The 22,373-nt window shown below is 67.2% G+C and carries 21 protein-coding genes; all 21 read left to right on the forward strand.

The features are described 5' to 3' along the window. Positions 1 to 99 precede the first annotated feature (99 nt). Entirely contained in the window at positions 100 to 1,653 is a 1,554-nt protein-coding gene (mmsA, locus tag LCM15_RS13305; RefSeq protein WP_224857178.1) for a multiple monosaccharide ABC transporter ATP-binding protein, read from the forward strand. Positions 1,654 to 1,665: 12 nt separating this feature from the next. Further along, on the forward strand, positions 1,666 to 2,859 hold the full coding sequence (gene mmsB, locus LCM15_RS13310) for a multiple monosaccharide ABC transporter permease (RefSeq protein ID WP_224857180.1): 1,194 nt from the start codon (positions 1,666 to 1,668) through the stop codon (positions 2,857 to 2,859). 76 nt (positions 2,860 to 2,935) lie between these two features. Next, on the forward strand, positions 2,936 to 4,681 hold the full coding sequence (gene araD, locus LCM15_RS13315; protein WP_224857182.1) for an L-arabinonate dehydratase: 1,746 nt from the start codon (positions 2,936 to 2,938) through the stop codon (positions 4,679 to 4,681). Next, positions 4,681 to 5,607, forward strand: a complete 927-nt coding sequence (locus LCM15_RS13320; protein ID WP_224857183.1) for a Gfo/Idh/MocA family protein — start codon at positions 4,681 to 4,683, stop codon at positions 5,605 to 5,607. The genes araD and LCM15_RS13320 overlap by 1 nt, the downstream gene beginning before the upstream one ends. 15 nt (positions 5,608 to 5,622) lie before the next feature. Continuing rightward, positions 5,623 to 6,552 carry a dihydrodipicolinate synthase family protein gene (locus LCM15_RS13325; protein WP_224857186.1) on the forward strand — a complete coding sequence of 310 codons (930 nt, stop codon included), beginning with the start codon at positions 5,623 to 5,625 and terminating at the stop codon, positions 6,550 to 6,552. 13 nt (positions 6,553 to 6,565) lie between these two features. Beyond that, positions 6,566 to 8,074 (forward strand): aldehyde dehydrogenase (NADP(+)), encoded by a 1,509-nt coding sequence (locus LCM15_RS13330; protein ID WP_224857188.1) that lies wholly within the window; start codon positions 6,566 to 6,568, stop codon positions 8,072 to 8,074. Between the two features lie 129 nt (positions 8,075 to 8,203). Continuing rightward, the gene (locus LCM15_RS13335; RefSeq protein WP_224857190.1) at positions 8,204 to 9,052 is read left to right on the forward strand and encodes an SMP-30/gluconolactonase/LRE family protein; all 849 of its coding nucleotides are present in this window, start codon (positions 8,204 to 8,206) and stop codon (positions 9,050 to 9,052) included. A 1-nt stretch (position 9,053) separates the two neighbouring features. Beyond that, positions 9,054 to 10,043, forward strand: a complete 990-nt coding sequence (locus LCM15_RS13340) for an aldose epimerase family protein (protein ID WP_224857191.1) — start codon at positions 9,054 to 9,056, stop codon at positions 10,041 to 10,043. A gap of 427 nt (positions 10,044 to 10,470) precedes the next feature. After that, positions 10,471 to 11,868, forward strand: a complete 1,398-nt coding sequence (locus tag LCM15_RS13345) for an NAD-dependent succinate-semialdehyde dehydrogenase (protein ID WP_224857193.1) — start codon at positions 10,471 to 10,473, stop codon at positions 11,866 to 11,868. A gap of 301 nt (positions 11,869 to 12,169) precedes the next feature. Beyond that, a complete protein-coding gene (locus LCM15_RS13350; RefSeq protein WP_224857196.1) occupies positions 12,170 to 12,955 on the forward strand; it encodes a 23S rRNA (adenine(2030)-N(6))-methyltransferase RlmJ in 786 nt (261 codons plus the stop codon). A gap of 260 nt (positions 12,956 to 13,215) precedes the next feature. Continuing rightward, complete coding sequence (locus LCM15_RS13355; RefSeq protein ID WP_224857198.1) at positions 13,216 to 13,707, forward strand: TerB family tellurite resistance protein; 492 nt, start codon at positions 13,216 to 13,218, stop codon at positions 13,705 to 13,707. Between the two features lie 64 nt (positions 13,708 to 13,771). Beyond that, positions 13,772 to 14,215, forward strand: a complete 444-nt coding sequence (locus LCM15_RS13360; protein ID WP_224857200.1) for a TerB family tellurite resistance protein — start codon at positions 13,772 to 13,774, stop codon at positions 14,213 to 14,215. A gap of 67 nt (positions 14,216 to 14,282) precedes the next feature. Continuing rightward, positions 14,283 to 14,723 (forward strand): TerB family tellurite resistance protein, encoded by a 441-nt coding sequence (locus LCM15_RS13365; RefSeq protein ID WP_224857202.1) that lies wholly within the window; start codon positions 14,283 to 14,285, stop codon positions 14,721 to 14,723. Positions 14,724 to 14,914: 191 nt separating this feature from the next. After that, complete coding sequence (locus tag LCM15_RS13370) at positions 14,915 to 15,691, forward strand: ABC transporter ATP-binding protein (RefSeq protein ID WP_224857204.1); 777 nt, start codon at positions 14,915 to 14,917, stop codon at positions 15,689 to 15,691. A 39-nt stretch (positions 15,692 to 15,730) separates the two neighbouring features. Further along, complete coding sequence (locus tag LCM15_RS13375; protein ID WP_224857206.1) at positions 15,731 to 16,459, forward strand: transporter substrate-binding domain-containing protein; 729 nt, start codon at positions 15,731 to 15,733, stop codon at positions 16,457 to 16,459. Between the two features lie 48 nt (positions 16,460 to 16,507). After that, the gene (locus tag LCM15_RS13380) at positions 16,508 to 17,389 is read left to right on the forward strand and encodes an ABC transporter permease (RefSeq protein ID WP_224857231.1); all 882 of its coding nucleotides are present in this window, start codon (positions 16,508 to 16,510) and stop codon (positions 17,387 to 17,389) included. Between the two features lie 91 nt (positions 17,390 to 17,480). Next, entirely contained in the window at positions 17,481 to 18,287 is an 807-nt protein-coding gene (locus LCM15_RS13385; protein WP_224857207.1) for an ABC transporter permease, read from the forward strand. Between the two features lie 108 nt (positions 18,288 to 18,395). Continuing rightward, complete coding sequence (locus LCM15_RS13390) at positions 18,396 to 18,812, forward strand: hypothetical protein (protein ID WP_224857209.1); 417 nt, start codon at positions 18,396 to 18,398, stop codon at positions 18,810 to 18,812. Between the two features lie 96 nt (positions 18,813 to 18,908). Then, complete coding sequence (locus tag LCM15_RS13395; protein ID WP_224857211.1) at positions 18,909 to 20,252, forward strand: glutamine synthetase family protein; 1,344 nt, start codon at positions 18,909 to 18,911, stop codon at positions 20,250 to 20,252. Positions 20,253 to 20,314: 62 nt separating this feature from the next. Beyond that, positions 20,315 to 20,995: a type 1 glutamine amidotransferase gene (locus LCM15_RS13400; RefSeq protein ID WP_224857213.1), complete on the forward strand. Its 681-nt coding sequence runs from the start codon at positions 20,315 to 20,317 to the stop codon at positions 20,993 to 20,995. After that, the gene (locus tag LCM15_RS13405; protein WP_224857215.1) at positions 20,992 to 22,353 is read left to right on the forward strand and encodes a glutamine synthetase family protein; all 1,362 of its coding nucleotides are present in this window, start codon (positions 20,992 to 20,994) and stop codon (positions 22,351 to 22,353) included. The genes LCM15_RS13400 and LCM15_RS13405 overlap by 4 nt, the downstream gene beginning before the upstream one ends. Positions 22,354 to 22,373: the final 20 nt, after the last annotated feature.

A 22,373-nucleotide genomic window follows, 5' to 3' on the forward strand; every position in this document is an offset into this window, starting at 1 on the left:
GGCCTCAGGCGCCGACCCAGCGGGATCCGCCCCGGCCTCCCACGGGGGGCGCATGGTCGCCCGCGCGGATCCCACCCCTGATTACGAGAGGTCAACGGCATGACATCCCTGCTCGAGATGTGCGCCATCACCAAAGAATTCCCCGGCGTCAAGGCGCTCGACAACGTCAACTTGACGGTCGCCCGGGGCGAGATCCACGCCATCTGCGGCGAGAACGGCGCCGGCAAGTCGACCCTGATGAAGGTGCTCTCCGGGGTCTATCCCGCAGGTACCTATGACGGCGAGATCCGCTATGACGGCCAGACCGCGCAGTTCTCCGACATCAACGACAGCGAGGCGCTGGGGATCATCATCATCCACCAGGAGCTGGCGCTGGTGCCGCTGCTGTCGATCGCCGAGAACATCTTCCTCGGCAACGAGCGCGCCACCAAGGGCGTCGTCGACTGGCGCGAGACCTTCCGGATGACCACGGACCTGCTCGACAAGGTCGGGCTGAGCGAACCGCCGGGCACGCTGGTCGACAGCCTCGGCGTCGGCAAGCAGCAACTCGTCGAGATCGCCAAGGCGCTCTCCAAGGACGTGAAGCTGCTGATCCTCGACGAGCCGACCGCGGCCCTGTCGGAACATGACAGCCAGGCGCTGCTCGACCTGATGCTTGAGCTCAAGGCGCAGGGCGTCACCCAGATCATCATCAGCCACAAGCTCAACGAGGTGCGCCGCGTCGCCGACAGCGTGACGGTGATCCGCGACGGCGCGACCGTGTCGACGATGAACACCCACACCGACGACATCACCGAAGACCGCATCGTGCGCGACATGGTGGGCCGCGACCTGTCGAACCGCTATCCCCCGCGCCCGCACCGCGCCGGCGAGATGCTGATGGAGGTCGACGACTGGTCGGTCTGGCATCCAGAGCACAAGGACCGTCAGGTGATCCGCAACGCCTCGTTCCGGGTCCGCGCCGGAGAGGTGGTCGGCATCGCAGGCCTGATGGGCTCGGGCCGGACCGAGCTTGCGATGTCGATCTTCGGCCGCAGCTACGGGCAGAACATCTCGGGCCGGGTCAGGATGCACGGGCGCGAGGTCGACACCTCGACCGTCGGGCGCGCCATCGGGGCGGGCCTTGCGTATGTCACCGAGGACCGCAAGTCGCTGGGCCTGATCCTCGAGGAGACGATCCAGAAGAACACCACGCTGGCGAACCTGCCCAGCGTCTCGCGCCACGGCATCATCTCGGAGGGCGAGGAGACCCGCGTGGCCGAGCGCTACCGGCAGGCGATGAACATCCGTACCCCTTCGGTGTTCCAGAAGGTGATGAACCTCTCGGGCGGCAACCAGCAGAAGGTGGTGCTGTCGAAATGGCTGTTCTCGGAGCCCGAGGTGCTGATCCTCGATGAGCCCACGCGCGGCATCGACGTGGGCGCGAAATTTGAAATCTACAACATCATCAACAGCCTGTCCGAGCAGGGCAAGGGCGTGGTGATGATTTCGTCGGAGATGCCGGAGCTTCTGGGCATGTGCGACCGGATTTACGTGATGAACGAGGGCGCGCTGGTCGGCGAGCTGACGGCCGCCGAGGCGAGCCAGGAGCGCATCATGTCGATGATCGTGACCGACGTGGTCGACGAGCCCGCCTTGGGCGCGGCGGAATAGGGAGAGGGACAGTTGGAACTGGCTGAAAACAAACGCGCGAACGACGGCGGCAGCCTCGTTCAGTACCTGTCGAAGCACCTGCGCGAGTACGGGCTTCTGGTGGCGCTGATCGCGATCATGATCTTCTTTCAGGTGGTCACCGACGGAACGCTGCTGAAGCCCGTCAACATCACCAACCTGTTCCTGCAGAACAGCTATATCATCATCATGGCGCTCGGGATGCTGATCGTCATCGTGGCGGGGCATATCGACCTCTCGGTCGGCTCGGTGATGGGCTTCATCGGCGCGCTCGCGGCGGTGATGATGGTCAACTGGGGCTGGCCGGTCTGGGCCACGATCCTCGCCTCGCTCGGCGCCGGCATCCTGATCGGCGCCTGGCAGGGCTACTGGGTCGCCTACTGGAAGATCCCGGCCTTCATCGTGACGCTGGCAGGGATGCTCGTGTTCCGCGGCCTGTCGCTTTGGCTGCTCGAGGGCCAGTCCGTCGGCCCGTTCGAGCGCAGCTTCCAGGCGCTCTCGACCGGCTTCATTCCCGACTTCACCGGCCTTGGCCGGCCCAATGGCACGGCGCTCGTGGCCGGGGTGATCGCGGTGATGCTGATCGTCTGGCTCGGACTGCGCCAGCGCATCACCAACCGCAAGTACGGCATGGAGGAAGAGCCCGCCGCCTTCTTCTGGGCGCGCACCATCATTGTCAGCGGCGCGCTGTTCTACGTCATGTACAAGCTCGCGGGGTTCCGCGGCCTGCCCAACGTGATGATCTCGATGGTGGTCCTGACGCTGATCTATGCCTTCATCACCGAGAACACCACGCTCGGCCGCCGCATCTATGCGCTCGGCGGCAACGAGAAGGCGGCCAAGCTCTCGGGCATCAAGACCGAGCGGCTCACCTTCCTCGCCTTCGTGAACATGGGGATGCTCGCGGCGCTGGCCGGGCTGATCTTTGCCGCCCGCCTCAACACCGCGACGCCCAAGGCCGGCTTCGGCTTCGAGCTCGACGTGATCGCGGCGGTGTTCATCGGCGGCGCGTCGATGTCGGGTGGCTCAGGCAAGATCATCGGCGCGGTGGTCGGCGCCTTCATCATGGGCGTGCTCAACAACGGCATGTCGATCATGGGCATCGGCATCGACTACCAGCAGGTCATCAAGGGCTTGGTGCTGCTCGCCGCCGTGTTCTTCGACGTCTACCAGAAAAACAAGGCCTGAGGCGCCGCACGAGAGGCGCGGATGCCGCGCCCCCTGCCCGCCTCGCCCCGTTCACCCTAACAATGGATCGACCGACATGACCTTCAAACCTGCCCCCTGGCCCCGGCGCCTGCGCTCGCAGGAATGGTACGGCGGCAATTCCCGCGACACGATCTACCATCGCGGCTGGCTGAAGAACCAGGGCCACCCGCACGACCTCTTCGATGGCCGCCCGATCATCGGGATCATGAACACCTGGTCCGACCTGACCCCCTGCAACGGCCACCTGCGCGAGCTTGCCGAAAAGGTGAAGGCGGGCATCTGGGAGGCCGGCGGCTTCCCGGTCGAGGTCCCGGCCTTCTCGGCCTCCGAGAACACCTTCCGCCCGACGGCGATGATGTATCGCAACCTCGCGGCGCTCTCGATCGAGGAACAGCTGCGCGGCCAGCCCATCGACGGCGCCGTGCTGATGGTGGGCTGCGACAAGACCACGCCCTCGCTTCTGATGGCCGCCGCCTCCTGCGACGTGCCCTCGATCGTGGTCACCGGCGGGCCGATGCTGAACGGCTATTTCCGGGGCGAGCGCGTCGGCTCCGGCACCCACCTGTGGAAATTCTCCGAGGCCGTGAAGGCCGGCGAGATGACGCAGGAGGAGTTCCTCGAGGCCGAGGCCGGCATGTCGCGCTCGACCGGCACCTGCAACACCATGGGCACCGCCTCGACGATGGCGTCGATGGCCGAGGCGCTTGGCATGGCGCTCTCGGGCAACGCCGCGATCCCCGCGGTCGACAGCCGCCGCCGCGTCATGGCGCAGCTCTCGGGGCGGCGCATCGTGCAGATGGTCAAGGACGACCTCAAGCCCTCCGACATCATGACCAAGCAGGCGTTCGAAAACGCCATCCGCACCAACGGCGCCATCGGCGGCTCGACCAACGCGGTCATTCACCTGCTTGCCATCGCGGGCCGGGTCGAGGGCGTGGACCTGACCCTCGACGACTGGGACCGCTGCGGTCGCGATGTCGAGACCATCGTCAACCTGATGCCCTCGGGCGAGTACCTGATGGAAGAGTTCTTCTATGCCGGCGGCCTGCCGGTGGTGCTCAAGCGGCTCGGAGAGGCGGGCCTGCTGCACAAGGACGCACTCACGGTTTCCGGCGAGACCATCTGGGACGAGGTCCGCGACGTGATGAACCACAACGAGGACGTCATTCGCCCCGTGGGCAAGGGCCTCACCCCGCAGGGCGGCATCGCCGTGCTGCGCGGCAACCTCGCCCCGAACGGCGCGGTGCTGAAGCCCTCCGCCGCCTCGAAGCACCTGCTGCAGCACAAGGGCCGTGCCGTCGTCTTCGAGGATATCGACGACTACAAGGCCCGCATCAACGACCCCGATCTCGACATCGACGAGACCTGCGTGATGGTGCTGAAGAACTGCGGTCCGAAGGGCTACCCGGGCATGTCCGAGGTCGGCAACATGGGGCTGCCGCCGAAGATCCTGCAAAAGGGCATCACCGACATGGTCCGCATCTCGGACGCGCGCATGTCGGGCACCGCCTACGGCACGGTCGTGCTGCACACCTCGCCCGAGGCCGCCGCAGGCGGTCCGCTGGCGGTGGTGCGCAGCGGCGACATGATCGAGTTGGACGTGCCGGGCCGGCGCCTGCATCTCGATATCTCCGAGGCCGAGCTGGCCGAGCGCCTCGCCAACTGGACGCCGACCGCGGAAAGCTTCGAAAGCGGCTATGGCTGGCTGCACCAGCAGCATGTGGAGGGCGCCGATACCGGCGCGGACCTCGACTTCCTCAAGGGCTGCCGGGGCAACGCCGTCGGAAAGGACTCGCACTGATGCAGATCGCACTCGCAGGCATCGGCAAGATCGCCATCGACCAGCACGTCCCCGCCCTCTCGGCCTCCGAAGACTGGGAGCTTGCCGCCACGGTGTCGCGCTCCGGCACGGTCGACGGTGTCGACGCCTTCGACAGCCTCGACGCGATGCTCGAGGCCTGCCCCGAGATCCGGGTGGTGTCCCTGTGCCTGCCCCCGGTCCCGCGCTTCGAGTATGCCGCCAAGGCGCTGGCCGCCGGACGGCACGTGATGCTCGAGAAGCCGCCGGGCGCGACGCTCTCGGAATGCGCCGAGCTTGAGCGCATGGCGCGCGCGCGCGGTCTGTCGATCTATGCCACGTGGCACTCGCGCGAGGCGCAGCAGGTCGCTGCCGCCAAGGCGTGGCTCGCGGACAAATCGCTGAAATCGCTGCATATCACATGGCGCGAGGATGTCCGGCGCTGGCACCCCGGGCAGGACTGGATCTTCGAGCCCGGCGGGCTTGGCGTGTTCGATCCCGGCATCAACGCGCTGTCGATCCTGACCGAGATACTGCCCGACGCGATCCACCTGCGCGAGGCGGTGCTCTCCTTCCCCGACAACCGGCAGGCGCCGATTGCGGCGAAGCTCGGCTTTCGCCACCCCGGCGACGCGGCGATCAGCTGCGATTTCGACTTCCGGCAGGAGGGCGAGCAGACCTGGGAGATCGAGGCCGTCTGCGCCGAGGGCACACTCAAGCTCACCCATGGCGGCGCCCAGATGTTCGTCGACGGCGCCCCCGCGGGCGACGCGCTCACCGGGCTCGACGGGGAATACCCCCGGCTCTACGCCAAGATGGCCCAGCTCGTCCGCAACGGCCGGATCGACATGGACCTTTCGCCGATGCGCCACGTCGCCGATGCCTTCCTGCTGGGACGGCGCGAGACCGTCGCCCCCTTCCATTTCTGACGTCGAGGAGTTTCCGTGACAGACCTCAAGACAACCCCGCTCACCGGCATCCTGCCCGTCGCGCCCACGCCCTTCTTCGAGGACGGCTCGCTCGATCTTCAGGGCATGAAAAACACGCTCGACTGCCTGATCGATCAGGGCGTCGATGCGATCTGCATCCTTGCCAATTATTCCGAGCAGTTCGTGCTCTCCGACGAGGAGCGCCGCGTCCTCACCAAGCTCTGCCTCGAGCACGTCGCGGGCCGGGTACCGGTGATCGTCACGATCTCGCATTTCTCGACGCAGGTGGCGATCGAGCGCGCGACCCACGCGCAATCGCTGGGCGCCGCGATGCTGATGATGATGCCACCCTATCACGGCGTCGGACTGGTGCCCGCGGCGGAGGGCATCTTCGAGCATTTCGCCGCCGTCTCCGACGCCATCTCGATCCCGATCATGATCCAGGACGCGCCACTCTCGGGCGTCACGCTGCCGGTGCCGCTTCTGGCCAAGATGGCGAAAGAGATCGAGAATGTCTGTTATTTCAAGATGGAAACCCCGTTTGCGGCTGACAAGCTCGAGGCGTTGATCGCCGCGGGCGGCCGTGACATTATCGGCCCCTTCGACGGCGAAGAGGCGGTCACGCTGCTGGCCGATCTCGATGCCGGGGCCACCGGCACTATGACCTCGGGCATGTTCGCCGACAAGATCCGCCCGATCGTCAGCCACTACCTCGCCGGCGACAAGGCGGCGGCGCTCAAGCAGTGGCAGCTCTGCCTGCCGCTGATCAACCACGAAAACCGCCAGTGCGGCCTGCGCGCCTGCAAGGTGATCTACAAGGAAGGCGGCGTGATCGCGTCTGATCACGTGCGCCACCCGCTCAAACCCATGACGCCCCGCACCCGCAGCCGGCTTCTGGAGCTGGCCCGTGATCTCGACATCATGGCGCTGCGCTGGGGCAAGTAAGAGGAGCAACGATATGACTTTCCAAGGAAAACACCTGATTGCCGGCGACTGGGTCGGCAGCGACGAGACCTTTTCCTCGCAGCCGGTGACCGGCGCGCCGATCGCGGTCTCGAAAGGCACGTCGGCACAGGTCGACGCAGCCGCCGAGGCCGCCGAGGCGGCCTTTCCCGCCTATGCTGCCACCACGCGCGAGGAGCGCGCCGCGTTTCTTGAGGCCATCGCCGACGAGATCGACGCACGCGGCGACGCGCTCACCGAGATCGGCACCGCCGAGACCGGTCTGCCCGCCGGTCGTCTGGAAGGGGAGCGTGGCCGCACCACCGGCCAGCTTCGTCTCTTCGCGGCGCATATCCGCGACGGCGCCTATCTCGACCGCCGCCATGACGAAGCGCTGCCCGACCGCGCGCCGCTGCCGCGCCCGGACCTGCGGATGCTCCAGCGCCCGATCGGCCCGGTGGCGGTGTTCGGCGCCTCGAACTTCCCGCTGGCCTTCTCCACCGCCGGCGGTGACACCGCGTCGGCGCTTGCCGCCGGCTGCCCGGTCGTGGTGAAGGGCCACGAGGCCCATCCCGGCACCGCCGAGATCGTCGCCGAGGCGATCCACGCCGCCATCGAGGCCACCGGGATGCCCGCAGGCACCTTCTCGATGATCCATGGCGGCAGCCACGAGGTCGGCGGTGCGCTGGTCCGCCATCCGCTGATCAAGGCGGTGGGCTTCACCGGCTCGCTGCGCGGCGGCAAGGCGCTCTATGACCTCTGCGCGCAGCGCCCGGAGCCGATCCCGTTCTTCGGCGAGCTTGGCTCGATCAACCCGATGTTCCTCCTGCCCGCCGCGATGTCCGCGCGCGCCGAGGAGATGGCCAAGGGCTGGGCCGGCTCGCTCACCATGGGGGCTGGGCAGTTCTGCACCAATCCCGGGGCGCTTGTGCTGATCGAAGGCGCCGAGACCGAGGCCTTCCTCGCGGCCGCGAAAGAGGCGCTCGAGGCGACAGCGCCGCAGACCATGCTCACCGAGGGCATCGCAGATGCCTACCGCGCCGGGGCAAAGACATTGTCGTCCCAGAGCGGCGTGCAGGAGGTGATGACCTCGAGCTGCGATCAGCGCAACGCCGCGCCCTACCTGCTGCGCACCACCGGTTCGGCGTGGATGGAGAACGAGACGCTGGGTCACGAGGTCTTCGGCCCGCTCGGCATCGCCATCGTCGTCCGGGACGAGGACGAGATGCTCGCCGTCGCCAAGAGCTTCGCCGGCCAGCTCACCGCAACGCTGATGATGGACGAGGGCGACACCGCTCTGGGCCAGCGCCTGCTGCCGGTGCTCGAGCGCATGGCGGGGCGCGTGCTGGCCAACGGGTTCCCCACCGGGGTCGAGGTCTGCGATGCCATGGTTCATGGCGGCCCCTACCCCGCGTCGACCAACTTCGGCGCGACCTCGGTCGGGACCATGGCGATCCGCCGCTTCCTGCGTCCGGTCTGCTATCAGAACCTCCCCGAGGCGCTGCTGCCGCAGGATCTGAAGTGATCCCGGCAAAGCGCCCGGAAACCAAGAACAGCCCCACCCGCAGGTCGCCCCCGGCCTCTTGCGGGTGGGGGACCAAACCGGCCAAGGTGGCGGCAGACCCCCGAAGATCCGCCACGGAGGAGTAAGGCCATGACCGCGACGATCTGCGACACCCGCCCCTGCGAGCTGGGCGAGGGGGCCTTCTGGCACCCCGAACGGCAGCAGCTGTTCTGGTTCGACATCCTGAGCGCGCGGCTGCTGTCCTTCGACGCCTCGGGCGCGCTGGAATGGCAGTTCGACGAAATGCACTCCGCCGCCGGCTGGATCGACCGCGACACCCTGCTCATCGCCTCCGAAACCGGGCTCTGGCGCTTCGACATCGCCTCGGGCGCGCGCGAGCGGGTGGCGGAAATCGAGGCCGACAAGGCCGGCACCCGCTCGAACGATGGCCGGGCCGACCGGCATGGCGGCTTCTGGATCGGCACCATGGGCAAGCACGCCGAGGAGGAGGCCGGGGCGATCTATCGCTATTTCGACGGCAAGGTCACGCGCCTCTACGACAATATTTCGATCCCCAACGCCATCTGTTTCAACCCTGACGGCACCATCGCCTATTTCGCCGACACCTCCCGCCAGACCATCTGGCGCGTGGCGCTCGATGCGGATGGCTGGCCCGACGGCGAGCCCGAGGTCTTTCTGGACCTGCGCGCGGAGGGGCTGTTTCCCGACGGTGCCGTGACCGACGCCGAGGGCGGGCTGTGGAACGCCCAGTGGGGGGCAAACCGGGTCGCGCGCTACCTGCCGGACGGGCAGTTCGACCAGGAGATCCGCGTTGGCGGACGGCACAGCTCCTGTCCGGCCTTCGGCGGTCCGAACCTGCGGCGACTCTACGTCTCCACCGCGCGCGAGGGGATCGCCCAACCCGACGCGGCGCAGGGGTTGCTCTATCAGGCCGAAAGCCCCGTCGCCGGTCTGCCGGCACCAAGAGTGAGGGCCTGACATGGCGCGCGAACAGGTCTCCGTCTTCGGGACGCTCCCGGACGGCACGCAGGTCATGCAGGTCGAGATCGGCAGCGGCGCGCTGCGTGCCTCGCTGCTGACCCACGGCGCGCGCCTGCGCGACCTGCGGCTCGAGGGTGTGGCGCATCCGCTGGTGCTCGGCGCCTCGAGCCTCGCGCCGTATCTTGGCGACATGGTCTATTTCGGCGCCACGGTCGGTCGCTACGCCAACCGGATCGGCGGTGGGCGGTTCAGCCTCGACGGGCGCGAGTTCACTCTGGATCGCAACGAGGGCGGTCGCACCTGCCTGCATGGCGGCAGCGACGGCACCGGCGCGCTGGTCTGGGAGCTGGTCGACCACGGCGCCGACCACGCCACCTTCGCGCTCGAACTGCCCGACGGCCAAATGGGGTTCCCCGGAGACCTCGCCGTCACCACCACCTACCGCTGTCGAGACAACGCACTTGAGGTTGTCACCGAAGCCACGCCCTCGGCGCCCTGCCCGCTGTCTTTCGCGCATCATTCCTATTTCGCGCTGACCGACGACGGCGATATCGCCCGGTGCCGCCTTGAGATCGCGGCGGAGCGCTACCTGCCGGTGGACGCAGAGCAGATCCCGACCGGAGAACTCGCAGCCGTCGAAGGCACGCCTTTCGATTTCCGCAGCCCTCGGGAGCTCGCCAGCCAGAGCATCGATCACAATTTCTGCCTGCAACGCGGCGCGGCTCCCGTGGCGCGGGTCACGGCACCGTCGGGCCTGCAGCTCGAGGTCGAGACCGAGGCGCCGGGGCTGCAGGTCTATACCGCCGACCATATCGCCCCGCCGACCACCCCCGACCCCGAGATCCCCGCCTTCGGGCCGCGCTCTGCGATTGCGCTCGAAACACAGGAATGGCCCGACGCGCCGAACAGGCCGGACTTTCCGGACCCGGTGATCCGGCCCGGCCAGACCTATCGCAACGCGACGATATACCGGTTCCGCCAGACCTGAGCTGGCAACCGTCAGGTTTAGGGGCATTTGGTACTGTTTGCCCACCGCCCGGCGGGCGTGGCGGTCCCGGGGACGACGCGCGGCACTTGCCGCGCGTCGCTCTGGCGCCCCCGCCCGGCGAGACCGCGCCGCGTGGCTGCCTTTCCCGTGTCAGCCTGACGCCCTCCGCCGGATAAGCCCGCGAGACCGCTTCGCGAAGACGCTTTCCGCGGGTCGGCTCGAGCGGCCGCGCGGCACCGGCGGCGTTGCGCACCTCGTCTCGCGCATCGCGCGAGCGTCCTTTCCCTCGTCTCCCGCATAGCGTTGCACGACTGATCCGACGACCTCACGCAGGCCCTCCCGTCCTCAAGCGGACGTGACTGCGTACGAGGAACGTGTGCCAAGAACGCACGTTGGTGGGCAGATACCGAAATGGAAAGGACACGACATGAAGGACGCTCATAGTCCCGACCGCGCCATGACCACCACGAACCCGGCGACGGAAGACGTGATCGACACCTACCCCCTGATGAGCGACGACGAGATGACCTCCGCTCTTGAGGCCTGCCACAAGGCCTTCACCGACTGGCGGCTCGTTTCCCATGAGGAGCGCGGCAAGGTCCTGAAGGCCATCGGCGCGAAGCTGAGGGAGCGAAAGGAAGAGTTCGCCGCCCTGATGACCCGCGAGATGGGCAAGCGCCTGCAGGACAGCCGCGACGAGATCGATCTCTGCGCCGCCATCTGCGACTGGACCGCCAAGGCCGGCCCGGACGTGCTCGCCGACGAGACGCGTTCGCTTCAGGACGGCCGCAAGGGCGTGATCGCCAAATCGCCGATCGGCGTGATCTATGGCATCCAGCCGTGGAACTTCCCCGCCTATCAAGCCGTGCGCTACGCCATCGCCAACCTGATGGCCGGCAACGGTGTTCTTTTGAAGCACGCCGAGATCTGCACCGGCTCGGGCCTCATGCTGCGTGACATCTTCGAGGAGGCCGGCCTGCCGAAAAACCTCTTCACCGTGATGCTAATCGATCACGATCAATCCGACGATCTGATCGCCCACAAGCTCGTGCGTGGCGTGACCATGACCGGCAGCGCAAAGTCGGGCAGCATCATCGGCGCCAAGGCCGGCGAGCACCTGAAGAAGACGGTGCTGGAGCTTGGCTCGAACGACGCCTATCTCGTGCTCGAGGATGCCGATATCGACCTGGCCGTGAAAACCTGCGTGGCGGGGCGGATCTACAACAATGGCCAGACCTGCGTGAACGCCAAGCGTTTCGTGGTGGCGGACAAGGTGTACGACGCCTTCGTCGAGGGCTACGTCAAGGCGATGGGCGAGGTGACCTTGGGCGATCCGACCAAGGAAGACACCGGCCTCGGTCCGATGGCCCGCAAGGACCTGCGCAAAACGCTGCACGATCAGGTCGAGAAATCCGTCGCGAAGGGCGCCAAGATCGCCGTCGGCGGCGAGATGCCCGAGGGCACCGGCTACTACTACCCGGCCACCGTGCTGACCGACGTGAGCCCCGGCCAGCCCGCCTATGACGAAGAGCTCTTCGGCCCGGTGGCGTCGGTGATCCGCGCCAAGGACGACGAGGACGCCATGCGCATCGCCAATGACAGCCGGTTCGGCCTCGGCGGCGGCATCTTCAGCAAGGACGAAGACCGCGCGCTGGAACTGGCGAAGAAGCACTTCGACACCGGCATGGTCTTCATCAACCACTTCAACCTCGCCACGCCGGAGATGCCGTTTGGCGGCGTCAAGGACAGTGGCTATGGCCGCGAACATGGCGGCTTCGGGATGACCGAGTTCGTCAACGCCAAGGCCATCGCCCTGCCGGGCTGATTGGTCTACACAAGCGTTTGACGGGCGGGGTCTTCACGGCCCCGCCCGTTCTATTTGCCAGCGCCTCGAAGGACGGAGCGCCCACGCGATGCCGATGGCGCCGGGCACGTCGCACCCGCCCCGATCTCATCAAGACGGGCGGACGGCGTAATCTGCCGCCCCCCCCCCCCGACGGGGTGCTGCACATCCGCGCGAAACCCTGTATGCCCCTCTGCACATACCGCGCCTCCGTTGCGGCCCCCGAGACCCCCCGACCGCACGCGCAGAGACTGTCGCGGCGCGACTTCACCAAGGAACGACCATGCTGTCCTACCAGCACCTCTACCACGCCGGAAATCTTGCCGATGTGCAGAAGCACGCGCTCCTGGCGTGGATGCTCGACTACCTCACCCGGAAGGACAAGCCGCTCAGCTATATCGAGACCCATGCCGGGCGCGGGCTTTACGATCTCTCCGCCGCCGAGGCGGTGAGGACGGGGGAGGCGGCGCAGGGCATCGGCGCCTTGGCCGACGAGCTTTCCGGAAGCCACCCCTACACCCGCGCGCTTACCAAGATCCGCGCCGCGCATGGGCCGAACGCCTATCCCGGCTCGCCGCTGATTGCCCGGACACTGCTGCGCGACCAGGACCGGCTGCACCTCGCAGAGCTGCATCCGCAGGAGCACGTAGCCCTGCGCGGTGCGCTCGTGGCTCCAAACGTGGCCGTGCACCAGCAGGACGGGTTCGCGCTGGCCCAGAGCCTCTGCCCGCCCGAGCCGCGCCGCGGCTTGCTGCTGGTCGATCCCTCCTACGAGGTGAAGCAGGATTACGAGCGCATCCCGAAATTCTTCGCCAAACTGGCAAAGAAGTGGAATGTCGGCATCCTCGCGCTCTGGTATCCGATCCTGACCTCTAACCTGCACGCCCCGATGCTGGCGGCGCTCGAACGCGACCATCCCGGAGCGCTGCGCCACGAGCTGCGCTTCCCCCCGATCCGCGAGGGTCACCGCATGGTCGGCACCGGCATGTTCGTGATCAACCCGCCCTGGGGGATGCAGGAGGAGGCGAAACGGCTCGACCGGCTCTTCCAGCGCGCGAAAAAACGCTGACCGAACGCCCCTGCCGCGTGTATGCTGCGCGGTATGCGATGGCTTGCCCGCCTTTTCAGCCTTGTCTGCGCCGCCCCGGCGCGCGCCTGCGCGGCCCCCAACCGAGCGGACACAAGGGGGTTGCGCCGAGCGAGCGCGGTCGGCGGGACGCCGCTGCCCTTGCGGCAGGCACTCGCGCACCCGACGTGGCCGGGCCGGCCCCTTACGCATCACGAGCATTGCCCACGGCGCCCGCCTGCCCCAGTTTGGTGCGGCGCACCATGACCGAGGATCGCGATGCAGCACCCGCCGTCCGCAACGACCAGTACCACGCCTCAGGAACGGCCAGCTTGGGACGCAACCTGAGATTCTGGCTCGCCTCGCCTTTCGCGGCGCCCTTTGATCCCGGCGACGCCCCGCTGGCGCTGGGGGCCTTGCTTCTGCGCGCGGCGCGCACCGATCATGCGGGCCTGTTCGCCGATCCGACCACCTTCGAGGCGGTTCTGGCCCTGTGCTACGACCTGACCGCGCGCGAAGCCTCGGAAATGCGCGAGGCCTGCGAGCGGGTCGCGGCGGCGGCGCCGGACTGCGCCAGCTTTGCCGAGATCCTGCAGCGCGCCGTGGGGCTCAGCGACCGGCAGCGCTTTGCCCTGAGCCTGCATCAGGTGCTGATGGCTGTCGGCCCGTCGCAGGACGCGCAGCGCGAGGCGCTCTCGCAGCTGTTTCTTGGCGCTCATTCCGCAACAGACCCTGCGCCGTTGCGGGCCGGGTGACGAATCCCCCTGTTGCCACGCTGACGCTGCTGCCACACTGGCGCGACGACGCAGGAGGCCCCCCATGTTCGAGCGACTGAAATCGTTCTTTCATCACCGCGCAGCACCGGCAAAGCCGCTGCACGAGCTTGATGCCGCCCACGCCATGGGCGCGCTGCTGGTCAAGGTGGCGATGGCCGACCACACCTACCTCTTCGAGGAGGTCGAGCAGATCGACCGCATCCTGGCGGAGGCCTACAACCTGAAACCCTTGCAGGCCGCCAAGATGCGGGCGGAGTGCGAGCGGCTGGCCTTCGAAATGCCCGGCATCGAGGCGATGGCCGCCCGGATCCGAGACGGCGTCGATTACGAACATCGCCGGGCTGCGGTGGCGGCGATGTGGAAGCTGGCCGAGATCGACGGCATCAGCGATGCCGACGAGACCGCGCTGGTCGAGCTGATCGAGGATCACCTCGGGCTCGAGCGCGCCGACTCCGAGGACGCTCGCGCCAACGCCGCCCTCCCCTGAGGGACATGTCTCACGCGGGCGAGAGCGTCTCTTTCCCGGAGGGCATCCCGGCGCTATATCTCGATCCATGTTCGCAGATTTCCTGAAGCGGCTCGTTGAGCCCGGCCCGCAAACCCTTCCCGATGCCGACGCGCGTCTGGCGCTGACAGCGCTTCTCGTGCGTGTCGCCCGCGCCGACGAGACCTATGACGAGAGCGAGCGTCAGCGCATCGACCGGATCAACGTCGCGCGTTACGGGCTGTCGCCCTTCGAGGCCGCCAAGCTGCGCGGCGAGGGCGAGGCACTCGAGGCCGAGGCGCCCGACACCGTGCGCTTCACCCGCGCCATCAAGGATGCGGTCGATTACGATCACCGCATCGGCGTGATCGAGGCGCTGTGGGAGGTGGTGCTCGCCGACGGCGAACGCGACGCCGAGGAAGACGCGCTGCTGCGTCTGGTGTCGAACCTTCTGGGCATCAACGACCGCGATTCTGCCCTCGCCCGTCAGCGGGTTGACCGCGGAAGCTGAGCGGCTTCAGCACAGCGCAACCTCGCGACCCGATCTCCGGCGCATTCAAGGGCCGGATCGCCGCCTTGAATCGCGGCATTTGCTGATTGACGCGGCGAAAACCCCGGCTCCGCTCGCGTTTTGCGCATTGCAAATGGCGGCTGTTTGCGCCCATCCTCGCCCCTGATCGAAACCGCCGCCAGAGGTCAGGCTTGCCAAATCCCGCGCCCGTCATCGAAATCCGCAACCTTCACAAGGCCTATGGCGGCCTCGAGGTGCTCAAGGGCGTGGACGTCACCGCCCATCGCGGCGACGTGGTGTCGCTGATCGGGTCGTCGGGATCGGGCAAATCGACGCTGCTGCGGTGCTGCAACCTGCTCGAGGACAGCCAGCAGGGCGAGATCCTGTTCAAGGGCGAACCGGTGGACTGGAAGGGCACGGGCCATCACCGCCGCCCCGCCGATCCCAAGCAGGTGCTGCGCATCCGCACCAACCTGTCGATGGTGTTCCAGCAGTTCAATCTCTGGGCCCACATGACGATCCTGCAAAACGTCATGGAAGCCCCCCTCACCGTGCTGGCGCGCGACCGTGGCGCTGTCGAGAAGGCCGCCCGCGGCTATCTCGAGAAGGTCGGCATCGGCGACAAGTGCGATGCCTACCCGGCGCAGCTCTCGGGCGGCCAGCAACAGCGCGCCGCCATCGCGCGCGCGCTCTGCATGGAGCCCGAAGCGCTGCTCTTCGACGAGCCGACCTCGGCGCTCGACCCGGAGCTCGAGCAGGAGGTGGTCAAGGTCATCAAGGACCTCGCCTCCGAGGGCCGCACCATGATCATCGTGACGCATGACATGAAGATGGCCCACGACGTGAGCGATCACGTGGTGTTCCTGCATCAGGGCCTGATCGAAGAACAGGGACCGCCCGAGACGCTGTTCGGCGCCCCGAAATCCGAGCGCCTGCGGGGATTCCTGACCTCCACAACCCACGCCTGAAAGGCGAGGGCCATAAAAACCAACCAAGGGAGCAAACTTATGAAGACCATCCTTTTCGGCACCGCCGCACTGGCCATGACCGCCTCGATGGCGCTGGCGCAGGACGTCGTGCGTCTTGGCACCGAGGGCGGCTACCCTCCGTACAACTACATCGACGATTCCGGCGAGGTCGCGGGCTTCGAGCGCGTTCTGGGCGACGAGCTGTGCAAGCGCGCCGAACTGACCTGCGAGTGGGTCACGAACGAGTGGGATTCGATCATCCCCAACCTCGTCTCGGGCAATTACGACGCCATCATCGCCGGCATGTCGATCACGCCCGAGCGTGAGGAGGTCGTGGCCTTCACCCAGAACTACACCCCGCCCTCGCCCTCGGCCTTTGCCTCGATGATGGACGACGTGGATCTGGATTCGGCGGTGATCGCGGCGCAGACCGGCACCATCCAGGCGGCGCATGTCGCGACCATGGAAGGCGCGACCCTCGTGGAATACCCCACCCCCGACGAGACCGTCGCGGCGATGCGCGCCGGCGAGGCGGACGTGGTGCTGTCGGACAAGGACTACCTGATCCCGGTGGTCGAGGAATCCGGCGGCGAAGTGTCTTTCGTGGGTGACGACGTGCCGCTCGGCGGCGGCATCGGCATGGCCTTCCGCCAGTCCGACCCGGAGCTGCGTGACAAATTCGACGCCGCCGTGCAGTCGATGAAGGATGACGGCACGCTCAACGAGATGATCGTCGAATACCTCGGCGCGGACAGCCCGAAGTTCTGATGACCCTGCCCCGGCCCCTCGGGCCGGGGCGCTTCCCGGAGAGCCGCCATCTTTTCTGCCTGCGCCGATCCCTCCGCCCTGTCGGGCCTGAGCTGGCTTGCCTGCTACCTGACGACGGGCAAGCATTTTGCCTTCTACGCCTCCTTCGGGACGGTGCTGCTGCTGCTTGCGATCACCGCGCCGGTGGCGCTGGGGATGGGATTCCTCGGGGCGATCGGCGCGCGGTCGCGGATCGCCCCGATCCGCTGGCTCGGCCAGGGCTATATCGCGGTGGTGCGCGGTGTGCCGGACATCGCCTTCTTCCTGTTCTTCGTGATCGCGCTCGACCAAGGCTTCGAGTGGCTGCGCCATCAGGTGAAATGTCCCGACTGGCCGGATGAGATCTGGCAGGGCAACGACTTCGTCGTCTGCCCGGCGGCGAAACTGCCGCTGAGCGCCTCGCCGCAGATCTGGCACGAAGTCTACGGCTTCAGCCTCGCGGTGCTGACATTCGCCATCGTTTTCGGCGCCTTCGCGGCCAACGTGCTCTACGGCGCGATGCGGGCGGTGCCGCACGCGCAGCTCGAGACCGCCGAGGCCTATGGCATGAGCCACCGGCAGACCTTCTGGCGGATCCTGATCCCGCAGATGTGGGTCTATGCCCTGCCGGGGCTGTCGAACCTCTGGATGGTGCTGATCAAGGCCACGCCGCTGCTGTTCCTGCTGGGGGTCGAGGACATCGTCTACTGGGCGCGCGAACTTGGCGGGTCGAAGACGGCCCGCTTCACCGACTATCCGCATGGCGACTGGCGGGTCTGGTATTTCGCGGCCCTGCTGGTGTTCTACCTGTGCTTCACGCGCGTCTCCGAGATCGTTCTGGGCCGGCTGATGACCCGACTGACCCATGGCCAGGCGACGATGGGCGGCGAAGCGCAAAGGAAGGCGGCGTGATGCGCGGTTCAGGCGTTGCAGCGGGGCGCTGCCCCGCACCCCGGGATATTTCCGGCCAGAAGAAGGGCCTGCCGGGCGCAGGAGGACAGGCATGAGCTGCTGGGACGTGGTGGCGGATTACGGGCTGCGCTCGCTGGGCATCGGCGAGCGGCTGTTGCCGCGGGACGATTTCACCCTCTGCAAGCAGGCGGTGCTGATCGGCTCGGGGATGATCTGGAACATCTATTTCGGCACGGTGGCGCTGCTGGCGGGGTTCTTCCTCGCCACCGCGGTGGCCCTGGGCAAGGCCTCGAACAACCGGGTGGTGCGCAAGGCGTCGGAGTGGTTCATCTTCGTCTTCCGCGGGTCGCCGCTGTTCATCCAGTTCTTCTTTGCCTACTTCCTGTTCCTGTCGCTGAAATCGGTCTCGCCGATCTTCGACCCGCTGACGGCCGCGTGGCTGGGCGCACTGATCGTGCTGTTTCTCAACACCGCGGCCTATTCGGGAGAGATCTTCTACGGCGCGCTGCTGTCGGTCCCGAAGGGCGACATCGAGGCCGCCGACGCCTACGGGTTCAGTGGCTGGCCGCGCTTCCGGCGCATCGTCTGGCCGACGATGCTGCGCCTGGCGTGGCCCGCCTATACCAACGAGGCGATCTTCCTGTTCCACGCCACCACGCTGGTGTTCTTCTCGGGGTTCCCGGCCTGGCAACAGCGCGGCGATGCGCTCTACTATGCCAGCTATTTCGCCGACAAGACCTTCAACCCCTTCGTGGCCTACCCGATCCTCGCCGGCTATTTCATCCTGCTGACCCTGCTGATCATCTGGCTGTTCGGCGCGATCAACCGGCGGCTCAACCGGCACCTGCCGCAGGCGCGCCGATCGAAGGTGCGATACCGACCCACGCTGCTGCGCTGAGAATAGGCGAAATGGCTTTGCCGATCCGCCCGCCCGGTGCAGGATGGTCTTGCGGGCAGCGCCCGCACGGGCGCGTCGCTCCGCATCAGGGACCGGAGGGACGCAGCCATGCCGACACGCATCACCACAGCCATCTTCCTCGCCATCGCGGCCGAGTTCAGCGCCGCGCCGGCCGGAGCGCAGCAACCCGCGCGGGTGGCGTTCGAACCCGGCGCCTCAAGCGCCACGATCAGTGGCACGATCACGGGGCAGGACCACATTGACTACCTGCTCGGCGCCACCGAGGGTCAGACGCTCGAGGCCAGCATTGCGGTCGAGGGCAGCAATGGCGACGGCACGATCTATTTCAACATCATGCCGCCGGGCGCGACCTACGAGGCGATCTTCCTCGGTCAGAGAGACGGCCGCGAGGCGCGCGTGGTGCTCCCCGAGAGTGGCGATTACACCATCCGGGTCTACCTGATGGGCAACGATCGCGATGCCGGCAAGACGGTCGGCTTCCGGCTTCCCGTGGCGATCCGCTGAGCAGCGGAGGACGGCGACGTCAGGACATCGGGTTTTTTCTTGCCAGCCCCCCGTGTGGCACGGTATCCAGAATTTGATCAAATTCTACGGTGACCCATGAACGACCCCAAAAGCTGGCTGCGCAAGAACCCGCAGGTCCGCACCATCCGTGTGGCTGCAAGCGACCTCAACGGACAACCACGCGGCAAGCGTGTCCCCGCGCGCTTCGTCGACAAGGTGGTCGAGGACGGCACCCGCTTCCCGCTCTCGGTTCTCAATCTCGACATCTGGGGCGAGGACATCGACGACAGCCCGCTGGTCTTCGAGACCGGCGACCGCGACGGCGTGCTCTGGCCCACCGAGCGTGGCTTCGTGCCGATGCCCTGGCTCGAAGCGCCCACCGCGCTGCTGCCGATCTGGATGTACCGCGAAGACGGACGGCCCTTCGACGGCGACCCGCGCCACGCGCTCTCGGCGGTTCTCAAGCGCTACCGCAAGCTCGGCCTCACCCCGGTGGTGGCGATCGAGCTCGAGTTCTTCCTGATCGATGACAGCGGCAAGACGCTCCAGGTGCCGCTCTCGCCGCGCTCTCAGAAACGGCGCAAGGCGGCGGAGGTGATGTCGATCCGGGCGCTGGACGCGTTCGACATCTTCTTCACCGATCTCTACGACGCCTGCGAGGACATGGACATCCCCGCCGACACGGCGATCTCGGAGGCGGGGCTCGGGCAGTTCGAGCTCAACCTCATGCACCAGCCCGACGCGCTGCGCGCCGCCGACGACGCGTGGTTCTTCAAGATGCTGGTGCGCGGGCTGGCCCGGCGCCACGGCTTTGCCGCCTCGTTCATGGCGAAACCCTACGAGGACTACCCGGGCTCCGGGATGCACGTGCATTTCTCGGTGCTCGACGAGGAGGGCAACAACATCTTCGACGATGGCGGCCCCAAGGGCACCGACAAGATGCGCCACGCGGTGGGCGGGCTGATGGAGGCGATGCATGACAGCACGCTGATCTTCGCCCCGCACGGCAACAGCTACGACCGGCTGGTGCCCGAGAACCACGCACCCTGCGGCATCTCCTGGGCCTACGAGAACCGCACCTCGGCGATCCGCATTCCCGGCGGCAGCCCCAAGGGCCGGCGCATCGAGCACCGCGTGGCGGGGGGCGACGTGAACCCCTACCTGCTGCTCGCCACCCTGCTGGGCGCCGCGCTGAACGGCATCGAGGACGGCACCGAGCCGCCCGCGCCGATCACCGGCAACGCCTACGTGCAGGACCTGCCGCTGATTCCCGGCAGCTGGGAGAAGGCGATGGACGCCTTCGAGGCCAGCGAGGTGATGCCGCGCATCCTGCCCGAGGGCCTGATCCGCAACCTGCTGCTGACCAAGCGGCAGGAGCTGCATTTCATGTCCGAGCTTTCGCCACAGGAGCAGGCGGAAATCTATCTAGACACGGTCTGAGCCCCTCTTGCCGCGTCTCTGCGGCAGGACTACCCTTCGGCCATCAACGATATCGGTGCTTCATGAAAATCGGCATTCTGCAACCCGGGCTCGTCCCGGACGTGATCCTCGAAGAGGTCGGGGATTACGATACGCAATTCCACGCCCTGCTCGACGGGCACGGCTTCGAGTTCGAGACCTGGAAGGTGGTCAACGGCGACTTTCCCGAGGGGCCTGACGCCGCCGATGGCTGGCTGATCACCGGCTCGCGTCACGGTGCCTACGAGGACCACCCGTGGATGGCCCCGCTCGAAGAGCTGATCCGCGCGATCCACGCCTCGGGCAAGCCGCTGATCGGGGTCTGCTTCGGCCATCAGGTCATCGCGCAGGCGCTTGGCGGCAAGGTCGAGAAATCCGACAAGGGCTGGGTCATCGGGCCGACGCTCTACGAGTATGCCGACAGCCAGCGGCTGCTGAACGCCTGGCACCAGGACCAGGTTACCGAGCTGCCGCCCGGGGCCGAGGTCGTGGCGTCGTCGGACAAGTGCCGCTATGCCGCGATCCTCTATCCGCGGCACGCCTACACGGTCCAGCCGCACCCGGAATTCCGCCGCAACTATGTCGCCAGCCTGATCGAGCACCGCGCCCCGGGCGTGGTGCCGCCGGAGCTGATCGAAGACGCCAAGGGCAAGCTCGAGATGCCGCTCGACAGCGCCGATCTGGGGGCGCAATTCGCCCGGTTTTTCAAGGAGAAGCGGCTATGAGCACCGACTGGAGCGACAACCTGCCCGAGCCCGCCGCCGCCTATCTCGAGGGCCGCAGGCTCGACGAGGTCGAGTGCATCGTCTCCGACCTGCCGGGCATCGCGCGCGGCAAGGCGGTGCCGGCGTCGAAATTCGCCCGGCAGTCCTATTTCCACCTGCCAGACTCGATCTTCTTCCAGACCATAACGGGCGAATGGGGCGAGGCCGCCGGCGAGGAAGGCTTCATCGAGCGCGACATGATCCTCAAGCCCGACATGAGCACGGCCAGCGCCGCGCCCTGGACCGGGGACTGGACGCTGCAGGTGATCCACGACGCCTTCGACCGGCACGGCGATCCGATCGAATACGCGCCGCGCAACGTGCTCAAGCGCGTGGTGAAGCTCTACGAAGAGCAGGGCTGGAAGCCGATCGTGGCGCCGGAGATGGAATTCTTCATCGTCGCGCGCAACCTCGACCCCGCCAAGGACATCGAGCCGATGATGGGCCGCTCGGGTCGCCCTGCTGCGGCACGTCAGGCCTATTCGATGACCGCGGTGGACGAGTTCGGCCCGGTGATCGACGACATCTACGATTTTGCCGAGGCCCAGGGCTTCGAGATCGACGGCATTACCCAGGAGGGCGGCGCTGGCCAGCTCGAGATCAACCTGCTGCACGGCGATCCGGTCAAGCTGGCCGACGAGGTGTTCTACTTCAAGCGGCTGATCCGCGAGGCGGCGCTGCGGCATGACTGCTTCGCCACCTTCATGGCCAAGCCGATCGCCGACGAGCCGGGCTCGGCGATGCATATCCACCACTCGGTGATGGACTTCGAGACCGGGCGCAACATCTTCTCCGGCCCGCAGGGCGGCGAGACCGATGCGTTCTACCACTTCATCGGCGGGCTGCAGACCTACCTGCCGGCGGCGGTCGCCGTGATGGCGCCCTACGTGAACTCCTACCGCCGCTACGTGCGCGACCACGCGGCGCCGATCAACCTCGAATGGGGGCGCGACAACCGCACCACCGGCATCCGCATCCCGCTCTCGGGGGCCGAGAGCCGCCGCGTCGAGAACCGGCTCGCGGGGATGGACTGCAACCCCTATCTCGGCATCGCGGCGTCGCTGGCCTGCGGCTATCTCGGGCTGATGGAGGAGCGCCGCCCGTCGAAGCAGTTCCGCGGCGACGCCTACGAGGGCGAGGGCGACATCCCGCGCGTGCTGGGCACGGCGCTCGAGCTCTGGGACGAGGCCGAGGCGCTGCACGAGGTGATGGGCAAGGATTTCGCCCGGGTCTACTCGATCGTGAAGCGGGCGGAATACGAGGAATTCCTGTCGGTGATCAGCCCGTGGGAGCGGGAGCACCTGCTGCTCAACGTCTGAGCCCTCTGGCCGGGGGCGGG

The organism is Salipiger bermudensis, from assembly GCF_020171625.1.
GTDB lineage: Bacteria > Pseudomonadota > Alphaproteobacteria > Rhodobacterales > Rhodobacteraceae > Salipiger > Salipiger bermudensis_B.

Bases quoted from the DNA above. Each gene is read 5' to 3' on its own strand.
- mmsA (WP_224857178.1), top strand. From the start codon at position 100: ATGACATCCCTGCTCGAGATGTGCGCCATCACCAAAGAATTCCCCGGC.
- araD (WP_224857182.1), top strand. From the start codon at position 2,936: ATGACCTTCAAACCTGCCCCCTGGCCCCGGCGCCTGCGCTCGCAGGAA.
- LCM15_RS13320 (WP_224857183.1), top strand. From the start codon at position 4,681: ATGCAGATCGCACTCGCAGGCATCGGCAAGATCGCCATCGACCAGCAC.
- LCM15_RS13330 (WP_224857188.1), top strand. From the start codon at position 6,566: ATGACTTTCCAAGGAAAACACCTGATTGCCGGCGACTGGGTCGGCAGC.
- LCM15_RS13335 (WP_224857190.1), top strand. From the start codon at position 8,204: ATGACCGCGACGATCTGCGACACCCGCCCCTGCGAGCTGGGCGAGGGG.
- LCM15_RS13340 (WP_224857191.1), top strand. From the start codon at position 9,054: ATGGCGCGCGAACAGGTCTCCGTCTTCGGGACGCTCCCGGACGGCACG.
- LCM15_RS13345 (WP_224857193.1), top strand. From the start codon at position 10,471: ATGAAGGACGCTCATAGTCCCGACCGCGCCATGACCACCACGAACCCG.
- LCM15_RS13350 (WP_224857196.1), top strand. From the start codon at position 12,170: ATGCTGTCCTACCAGCACCTCTACCACGCCGGAAATCTTGCCGATGTG.
- LCM15_RS13355 (WP_224857198.1), top strand. From the start codon at position 13,216: ATGACCGAGGATCGCGATGCAGCACCCGCCGTCCGCAACGACCAGTAC.
- LCM15_RS13360 (WP_224857200.1), top strand. From the start codon at position 13,772: ATGTTCGAGCGACTGAAATCGTTCTTTCATCACCGCGCAGCACCGGCA.
- LCM15_RS13365 (WP_224857202.1), top strand. From the start codon at position 14,283: ATGTTCGCAGATTTCCTGAAGCGGCTCGTTGAGCCCGGCCCGCAAACC.
- LCM15_RS13375 (WP_224857206.1), top strand. From the start codon at position 15,731: ATGAAGACCATCCTTTTCGGCACCGCCGCACTGGCCATGACCGCCTCG.
- LCM15_RS13385 (WP_224857207.1), top strand. From the start codon at position 17,481: ATGAGCTGCTGGGACGTGGTGGCGGATTACGGGCTGCGCTCGCTGGGC.
- LCM15_RS13390 (WP_224857209.1), top strand. From the start codon at position 18,396: ATGCCGACACGCATCACCACAGCCATCTTCCTCGCCATCGCGGCCGAG.
- LCM15_RS13395 (WP_224857211.1), top strand. From the start codon at position 18,909: ATGAACGACCCCAAAAGCTGGCTGCGCAAGAACCCGCAGGTCCGCACC.
- LCM15_RS13400 (WP_224857213.1), top strand. From the start codon at position 20,315: ATGAAAATCGGCATTCTGCAACCCGGGCTCGTCCCGGACGTGATCCTC.
- LCM15_RS13405 (WP_224857215.1), top strand. From the start codon at position 20,992: ATGAGCACCGACTGGAGCGACAACCTGCCCGAGCCCGCCGCCGCCTAT.